Here is an 8353-nt window from a genome sequence, read left to right on the forward strand (position 1 = left end):
CGGGCTCGCACATGTCGAACGGCCGGTCGCCGTGGTGACCACCGACGACGAATGGCCGCACCTGTTCCTGCCGTTCCGGGCCGGCGCGGCCGCCGAATCCGAGCTGCCCGCCGATCATCTGCATCCGCCGGTCTACCTCGAATTCGACGAGGGCGTCGCCGATTTCGCGCGCACCCTGGCCGATATCGTGCCGCCCGGGGCCACGGTCGCGGTGGACGAGTTCACCGGAGCCATGCTGCGCGCGAAGGACACGCTGTTCCCGGGCACACAGCCCGTGGACGCCGCCACTGTGATCGGCCCCGCCAAGCTGATCAAGACGCCCGACGAACTGTCCTGTATCCGCAAGGCCTGCCGGATCACCGAGGAGGCCATCGTCGATGTCCAGGCCTCCCTCGCACCCGGAGTGCGCCAGATCGATCTGTCCGCCGGCTTCGTACGGCGCGCGTTCGAACTCGGCGCCACCGCCACCATGCTCGACGCGATCTGGCAGGTGATGCCGGAGACCAAGGCCGACGGCGTGTGGACCACCCACGGCGATCTCGCGCTTCCGCTGCTCACCACCGAGCGGGAGCTGAAGGCCGGTGATGTGCTGTGGACCGATGTCAGCATCACCTACAACGGCTACTGCTCGGATTTCGGCCGGACCTGGATCGTGGGACAGGACCCGACCCCGCGCCAGCAGGCCCAGTACCGGCAGTGGCGTCATATCCTCGGCGCGGTTCTCGAACGGATCCGTCCCGGTGCCACCGCCGCGGACCTCGCCCGGGCCGCGACCGAGGCGGCCGGCGGCAGCCCGCCCTGGCTCCCGCATTTCTACATCTCGCACGGTATCGGCGTGAGCGCCGCCGAGATGCCCATGATCGGCACCGATCTCGGTGCCGACTTCGACGAGAATTTCGTGCTCCGCCCCGGCATGGTGCTGGTCCTGGAACCCGTGGTCTGGGAGGACGGCACCGGCGGCTATCGCAGTGAGGAGATCGTGGTGGTAACCGACGGAGGTTTCATGCCTCTCACCGACTACACCTATGCCCCCTATGGCGACTGAGATCCTGCCGGACGATCGCACGCTGCGGCTCGGGCGCCGCGACCGTGTGCTGGCACAGATGCAAGCCCATGACCTCGATGTCCTGATCGCCGGACGGCAGGCCAATGCCCGCTATCTGTCCGGTGCCCCGCAGCTGTGGGTGGCCGGCACCCGGCCGTTCGGTCCGGTGGCCCTGCTGCTGCGGGAAACCGGCGCGGTCCACCTGCACAGCACCTGGGACGAGGGCATTCCCGACGATATCCCGCACGAGCACCTGTACGGGACCATGTGGGACCCCCGCAATCTCATCGCCGTCCTGCGCGATATCGAGGGCGCGGCCACGGCCCGGCGGGTGGGCACCGACGCCCTCTCCCCCGCCTTCGCCCAGCTGCTGCCCCTGGCCTTCCCGAATGCCGAGATCGTCGACGGCGAGCTCGCCTTCCGGGCCGCGCGCCGGATCAAGACCGCGGCCGAGATCGAGACGATGCGGGCCGGGTTGCGGGTCGCCGAGAAGGGGCTCACCGCGGCGGTGGCGCGGCTCGCGCCCGGGGTCACCGAACAGGCCCTGGCCGGAGTACTGCTGGAGGCGTGCGCGGCCGAGGGCGTGAGCACACCGGCCACCCAGGACGCGGCGTGGATCACCGCCCGCGACCATCCGTGGCGTCGCGCCACCCCGGACCGCACGGTCCAGGACGGGGATCTGGTCGCGTTCTCCTCCGGAGTGCTCGGCGACGGGTATATCGGCGAGGTCGGCCGGACGCTGCCGGTGGGGCCGGTGACTCCGGCCATCGGCGCGCTGTACGGCCGCTGGAACCGGCTGTGGGAAAACCTGTTACGGGCCTGCCGCCCGGGCGCGCCGGCCGCCGGGCTGCTCGACGCCTATGCCGACGCCGGGGAACCGCTGCCCGCCATGCCCGTGGCACGCGGACTGGGCCTGGGCTTCGACCCGCCGGTGGTGGTCTCGGCCCTGCGCCGCACCGCCGAGACCGAACCGCTGGAACCCGGGATGGTGCTGGCGGTGACCGGTTATGTCTGGGCCGAGGGCGTGGGCGCGGTCTTCGGCCGCGACGCCGTACTCATAGCCGACAACGGCCCGCAGGTCCTCACCTCGAGTCCGCATTGGGAGCAGCCATGACGACACGGACACCCGCCAACGGTTCCCGCTCCGGCGACGACGAAGCCGCCGGCCCGAGCGCCGAGGAGATCATCCGCTATTCGAAGGATCCCGCGACCCGTATCGCGACCATTACCTTCGACCGGCCCGATCAGCTCAACGCCCCGACGATGGCCGCGCGCCTGCGCTACGGCGATCTGATCCACCGCGCCAGTATCGACGACGATGTCAAAGTGCTGGTGATCCGCGGCGCGGGCGACGATTTCGGATCCGGTGCCGATCTGGGCGAATTCATGGCGGTGCAGAACGATCCCGACCAGGGGCCGCGGCTCAGTGAGTACAAGATCGGCCCGGACGAGGTCCGGTACCCGCCCAAGGAGTCGTTCCGCCACGGCGCCTCCATCAGCCAGTGGTACGCCAACGCCCAGGCCGGCTGCCGCAGCCTGCAGGAATTCAAGAAGATCAGCATCGTGGAGGTGAAGGGCTATTGCTACGGCTGGCACTTCTACCAGGCCGCCGACGCGGATCTGGTGATCTCCTCCGACGACGCGCTGTTCGGACATCCCTCGTTCCGCTACTACGGCTGGGGACCGCGGATGTGGACCTGGGCCCAGACCATGGGACTGCGCAAATTCCAGGAGATGGTCTTCACCGGGCGGGCGTTCTCCGCCGCGGAGATGGCCGAATGCAATTTCCTCAACAGCGTCGTCGCGCGCGAGGACCTGGAAGCCGAGACCGGCAAGTACGCGCTCGCCTGCGCCCGCAACCGCCCCACGGACACCGTGTTCATGCAGAAGGTGTTCTTCGAGATCATGAAACAGCAGCAGGGCGAATATATGGGCAGCCTGCTCAGCGGTTTCTTCGAGTCGATGGGCGGCCATATCCACGCCGACGACAACGACCTGATGCTGGACAACGCCTTCGACGGCGGTCTCAACAACTCGGTCAAGGACAACGACAGCCGGTTCCCGCCGGAATTCCGGCTGAGCAAATCCGGCCGGCGTAAACCGGAGTAGCGGACGCGATGACAGCGAATCGGACCGAGGGCCGCGACGATCCGCCCTCGAACTCACCGCTGACCGGCTACGTCGCGGTCGATCTGTCGAGCGGGATCGCGGGCGCCTACTGCACGAAACTGCTCACCGACGCCGGCGCTCGGGTGATCGCGGCCGAACCGCCGGAGGGTAATCCGCTGCGTCGCCGGTCGGCCTCCGGCGCCGCACCGGCACCCGGTACCGACGGCGCGCTGTATCAGTTCCTGGCCGCCGGGAAACACAGTGTCACGGTGGAATCCGGCAGCGACGACGACCTGGAGCTGCTCGAGAGTCTGCTGGCCGGTGCGGATGCCGTGATCTGGTCGCCCGGATCGGCACCGGCCGACGATCCCCGGTACACCCCGGCGGCGATTCGCGAACGTCATCCACATCTGGTGGTCACCACGATCACACCGTTCGGCCTCGACGGCCCGTGGGCCGGACGGCCGGCCACCGAGTTCACCCTGCAGGCCTGGTCCGGTGGGATCATCGGACTGGGCCGGGGCGCGCCGGAACGCGCGCCGGTGCATATCGGCGGTGACGTCGGCGAATGGTTCGCGGGCGCGCACGCGGCCGCGGCCCTGCTCACCGCCCGGCAGCGCGCACTGCGCACCGGAACGGGTGAGCTGGTCGATCTCTCCATGCTGGAGACCCAGATCCTGGGGCTGTCGTACTATCCGGTCTCGTTCTACGACACCGTGAACCGGCCGTTCCGGACCCAGCGCCGGTTGAGCCGGCCGGGGGTCGCCACGGCCGCCGACGGGCTGATCGCGGTCGGCTGCGGTACCGCCCAGCAGTGGTTCGACCTGTGCGTGATGGTCGGGCATCCGGAGTGGATCGACGAGGATCCGGCTCCGGCCATCACCGAGCGCACCAACGAGAAGGCCGCCGAGATCGCCGCCTGGTTCGCCGCCCACAAGGTCGACGAGATCCGGGAACTGGCCACGGCGTTCCGGATCCCCAACAGTCCGGTGGCCGGTGGCGCGACCGTCACCGAACTGGATCAGCACCGGGCCCGGAATTTCTTCACGGTGAACCCGAGCGGCGGTTTCGTCCGGCCCGGTCCGCCGTTCCGGACCACGCCGCCGGTACTGCGCGGGCCCGGACCCGCACCGCTACCGGGCGAACAGACCGAGCACTATCGGGCGGCGCCCGCTGGTTCGGGGCGTAGCCCCGCCACGACGCCGCAGACCGGCCGGGTGCGACCCGCGGCGGATAACCCGCTGCCCTTCGCGGGTCTGCGCGTGCTCGATATGACCACCTTCTGGGCCGGCCCGTCCTGTACGCATTTCCTGGCGCTGCAGGGCGCCGAGGTGATCCATGTGGAATCCGCGCAGCGTCCGGACGGGACCCGGCTCATCGCGGGGGTACCGGCCGACGAGCGACAGTGGTGGGAGAAGTCGGGAATCTTCTCCGGGCTCAACACCAACAAACGCGGTATCACCGTCGACTTCCGCTCCGCGGCGGGCCGGGAGATCCTGCGCGGGCTGGTGGCCACCTGCGATGTGATCGTCGAGAACTACACCCCGCGCGTGGTCGAGCAGATCGGCCTGGACTACGACACCGTACGCACCCTGCGCCCCGACGCGATCATGGTGCGGATGCCCGGTTTCGGTCTCGACGGCCCCTGGCGGGACAACCCCGCGTTCGCCTACGTCATCGAAGACGCGTCCGGACTCACCTGGCGCACCGGCTATCCCGACCAGAATCCGGTCGAGCCCTACAGCCTGGGTGATCCGAACGCGGGAGTGCACGCCCTGGTCGCGCTGCTGCTGGCGCTGGAGCACCGGCGGCGTACCGGTGCGGGCATGCTCGTCGAGGCGGCCATGGTCGACGCGGCGCTGAACATCACGGCCGAGCAGGTCATCGAGTACTCCGCCTACGGCAACCAGCTCGAACGGGACGGCAACCGGGGACCGCACGCCGCCCCGCAGAACCTGTACCGAGCGTCCGGGGTCGACGAGTTCGGCCGGCCCGACAACTGGATCGCCCTCGCCATCGGCACCGACGAACAGTGGCGGGTACTCGTCGAGCTCCTGGGCACCCCCGGCTGGGCCACCGACCCCGGGTTGCGGACGGCCGCCGGCCGGCGGGAGCGGCACGACGCGATCGACGAGCATCTCGCCGCCTGGTGCGCCGACCGCACCGCCGCCGAAATCGTCGACCTGCTGTGGGAGGCCGGTATTCCGGTGGCCGAGGTCCGGCAACCGCACCGGCAGACCGAGATTCCCCAGCTCGCGCACCGTGGTTTCTTCGAATCCGTCGCGCACCCGGTCAATCCGGCCGCACGGCACAGCACCGTCGCGGCCCGATACTCGGCGGGGCCGGATCGCTATCACCGTCGTCATGCCCCGCTGCTGGGCCAGGACAACACCGCGGTGTTGACCGAACTCGGATACACCGCCGCCGAGATCGCGGCCTTCGAACGGGACGGGGTGATCGGCGGAACTCCGGGCTCCTGAGATATCCCGGCCGTTATTGACAGCATGTTGTCATGATGACAGAATGTTGTCATGGCATCGAAGATCGTTCATATCGCCGTCTACGACACCCTCGCCGACTGGGAGGCCGGTGCGGCGATCGCACATATCAACAACGGCAACTGGCACCGGGAGCCGGGCGCCTACCGGACGCGCACGGTCGGCCCGGGCACCGAGCCGGTCACCACCATGGGCGGTATGCGGATACTGCCCGACCTCGCCCTCGCCGATCTCTCCCCCGCCGACAGCGCCATGCTCATCCTGCCCGGCGCCGAGGGCTGGGACGAGGGCGAACTGGATATCTTCGGCGACAAGGCGCGGGAGTTCGCGGCCGCCGGCGTCCCGGTCGCCGCCATCTGCGGCGCCACCTTCGGTCTCGCACGGGCGGGACTGCTCGACGAGCGCCGCCACACCAGCAATTTCGCCGAATATCTCGCCGCCAGCGGCTATGCGGGCAGTGCGCGCTACGTCGAGGAACCCGCCGTCACGGACCGGGCGGTCATCACCGCGAATTCCACGGCACCGTTCGAATTCGCCCGCGAGGTCTTCGCGGCTCTGGACCTCTACGAACCGCAGGTCCTCGACGGCTGGTACCGGCTCTTCGCACACGGCGATCCGGCCGGCTACGCGGCGCTCGCGGAGTACGAGGCCCGGCAGGCCGCGGTCTGATCCGGCCCCGCGATGGAGAATCCCGAACAGGAGATGTTCAGCAGCGCCGCCATCACCTCGTTCCGGCTCAACGGCCGGTTCCTCGCGATCGCCGAGGAACTGGCCGCCCCGGCCGGTCTCACCGCCGCCTGGTGGCAGGTCCTGGGCGCGATCCTGCGCGCCCCGCTGCCGGTGGCCGCGATAGCCCGGGATATGGGCGTCACCCGGCAGAGTGTGCAGCGCATCGCGGATCTGCTGGTGCGGCGCGGGCTCGCCGAATACCGGACCAACCCCGCGCATCGCCGCGCGAAACTGGTGGCCGTGACCGACGCCGGACACGCGGCCGTCGCGCGGATCGAACCGCGGCACGCCGAATTCGCCGCCCGGCTCACCGCGGAACTCGGGCCGCGGCGGCTGGCCGAGATCGTCGCCGCACTCACCGAACTCTCCGCCGCCCTCGACGTCCTCGACGCCGGCGAGGACGGATGAGGACACCGGTCAGATACCGGCGATCCGGCGCACGATCGGCAGCGGCAGCACCTTCATCGCATACGCGAACGGCACCCACGGCCATGCCGGCGTATACGCCTTGAAGCGCCGCTTCTCGATCGCCGACACCATGGACCGCACCCCGGTCCGGGTGTCCACCAGGAAGGTCGGTGGGTGTGCCGCCTTGTCGTTCATCTCCGAGGCGATATATCCCGGGAAGATGATCGACACATCCACGCCCGGCACGTTCTCGGCGGCGATACCTTCGGCCATGGCGGCGACCGCGGCCTTGCTGGCGCCGTAGGCGGTCATCGTCTTGGGCATTCCGCGCACGGCGGAAATGGAGGAGATCACCACGAGATGGCCTGCGCCCTGAGCGCGGAAGATCTTCATGGCGGCTTCGGTCTGCGCCATCGCGCCCAGGAAGTTGGTGGTCGCGGTCTGCCGGTTCGGCCGGTCACCGCCCTTACCGAACGGCACCCCTTTGCCCAGCCCGGCGTTGACGATCACCCGGTCCAGGCCGCCCAGCTCGGCCGCGAATTCGTCGAAAACCCGCGGCACGGCGTCGAAATCGGTCACATCGAGCGCCGCCGTTCGCACCCGCACTCCCGGGTGGGCCGCGGTGATCTCCCCGGTGAGTTCGTCGAGCCGTTCCGTACGCCGGGCGCACAGGGCCAGATCGTAGCCGAGCGCGGCGAACTGCCGGGCCATCTCCGCACCCAGACCAGAGCTCGCGCCGGTGATGAGGATCGATCCAGTACCCACTGTGTATCTCCTGTGGTCGGCCGGTACCGATCCCGGTACGGCATTGATCGGCGGGGCCTCCCGAGCCTATCGGGCGAGCGGCCCGTCAGGCCCGGCCGAAGACGAGGGCGACATTGTGACCGCCGAATCCGAACGAGTTGTTGATCGCGTAATCGATCCGGCCGCGGCGGGGCGCGCCCACGACGATATCCAGATCGACGGCCGGGTCCTGGTGGTCCAGATTCAGTGTCGGGGGCACGATCTCGTCGCGGATGCTCAGCACGGTGAGCGCCGATTCGAGGGCGCCGGCGGCGCCGATCGCATGACCGAGCGCCGATTTCGGCGCGTACACCGCGGCATGGCTGCCCACGGCCAGACCGATCGCGGAGGCCTCGGCGAGATCGCCGATCGGGGTCGCGGTCGCATGCGCGTCGACATGGGTGATATCGGGCCCGGTGAGCCCCGCGGTCCGGATGGCCCGGGTCATGGCGCGCGCCGCACCGGTACCCGCGGGATCGGGTGCGACGAGATGGTAACCGTCGGAAGTGATTCCGGCGCCGAGCAGTCGCGCCAAGACGGTGGCGCCGCGTGCCCGGGCGTGTGCCTCGGTTTCGAGAACGAGCAGCGCCCCGGCCTCGCCGAAGACGAAACCGTCACGGTCCGCGTCGAACGGCCGGGACGCGGCCTTCGGTTCGTCGTTGCGCGTGCTCATCGCGCGCATCATGGAGAACGCCGCGATCGGCACCGGGTCGATATACCCTTCGACACCGCCCGCGACGACCATATCGGCGTCACCCATCGCGATCATCTGCCACGCCCG

At 69.5% G+C, this 8353-nt stretch carries 8 protein-coding genes; 6 read left to right on the forward strand and 2 right to left on the reverse strand.

The features are described from left to right. The 6 genes from ACWDU1_RS25520 to ACWDU1_RS25545 all read left to right on the forward strand — a co-directional run. Positions 1-1045 (forward strand): M24 family metallopeptidase (locus tag ACWDU1_RS25520; RefSeq protein WP_450002208.1); only part of this gene is annotated, 1045 nt, incomplete at its 5' end. Next, on the forward strand, positions 1035-2159 hold the full coding sequence (locus ACWDU1_RS25525; RefSeq protein ID WP_450002210.1) for a M24 family metallopeptidase: 1125 nt from the start codon (positions 1035-1037) through the stop codon (positions 2157-2159). The genes ACWDU1_RS25520 and ACWDU1_RS25525, both read left to right, overlap by 11 nt. Next, positions 2156-3154, forward strand: coding sequence for an enoyl-CoA hydratase/isomerase family protein (locus tag ACWDU1_RS25530; RefSeq protein ID WP_450002212.1), 999 nt, complete (start codon positions 2156-2158; stop codon positions 3152-3154). The genes ACWDU1_RS25525 and ACWDU1_RS25530 overlap by 4 nt, the downstream gene beginning before the upstream one ends. An 8-nt stretch (positions 3155-3162) precedes the next feature. Continuing rightward, positions 3163-5634, forward strand: coding sequence for a CoA transferase (locus ACWDU1_RS25535; protein WP_450002214.1), 2472 nt, complete (start codon positions 3163-3165; stop codon positions 5632-5634). A 51-nt stretch (positions 5635-5685) separates the two neighbouring features. Beyond that, positions 5686-6321 carry a type 1 glutamine amidotransferase family protein gene (locus tag ACWDU1_RS25540; RefSeq protein WP_450002216.1) on the forward strand — a complete coding sequence of 212 codons (636 nt, stop codon included), beginning with the start codon at positions 5686-5688 and terminating at the stop codon, positions 6319-6321. Positions 6322-6333: 12 nt separating this feature from the next. Continuing rightward, entirely contained in the window at positions 6334-6789 is a 456-nt protein-coding gene (locus ACWDU1_RS25545; protein ID WP_450002217.1) for a MarR family winged helix-turn-helix transcriptional regulator, read from the forward strand. A 9-nt stretch (positions 6790-6798) separates the two neighbouring features. Here the strand turns inward: ACWDU1_RS25545 and ACWDU1_RS25550 are convergent, their stop codons facing one another. After that, on the reverse strand, positions 6799-7554 hold the full coding sequence (locus ACWDU1_RS25550) for an SDR family oxidoreductase (protein ID WP_450002219.1): 756 nt from the start codon (positions 7552-7554) through the stop codon (positions 6799-6801). Positions 7555-7639: 85 nt separating this feature from the next. Then, positions 7640-8353, reverse strand: a 714-nt coding sequence (locus ACWDU1_RS25555) for a beta-ketoacyl synthase N-terminal-like domain-containing protein (protein WP_450002220.1), incomplete at its 5' end; no start/stop codon positions are given.

It is taken from the genome of Nocardia sp. NPDC003345 (assembly GCF_053589395.1).

Bases quoted from the DNA above. Each gene is read 5' to 3' on its own strand.
- ACWDU1_RS25525 (WP_450002210.1), top strand. From the start codon at position 1,035: ATGGCGACTGAGATCCTGCCGGACGATCGCACGCTGCGGCTCGGGCGC.
- ACWDU1_RS25530 (WP_450002212.1), top strand. From the start codon at position 2,156: ATGACGACACGGACACCCGCCAACGGTTCCCGCTCCGGCGACGACGAA.
- ACWDU1_RS25535 (WP_450002214.1), top strand. From the start codon at position 3,163: ATGACAGCGAATCGGACCGAGGGCCGCGACGATCCGCCCTCGAACTCA.
- ACWDU1_RS25540 (WP_450002216.1), top strand. From the start codon at position 5,686: ATGGCATCGAAGATCGTTCATATCGCCGTCTACGACACCCTCGCCGAC.
- ACWDU1_RS25545 (WP_450002217.1), top strand. From the start codon at position 6,334: ATGGAGAATCCCGAACAGGAGATGTTCAGCAGCGCCGCCATCACCTCG.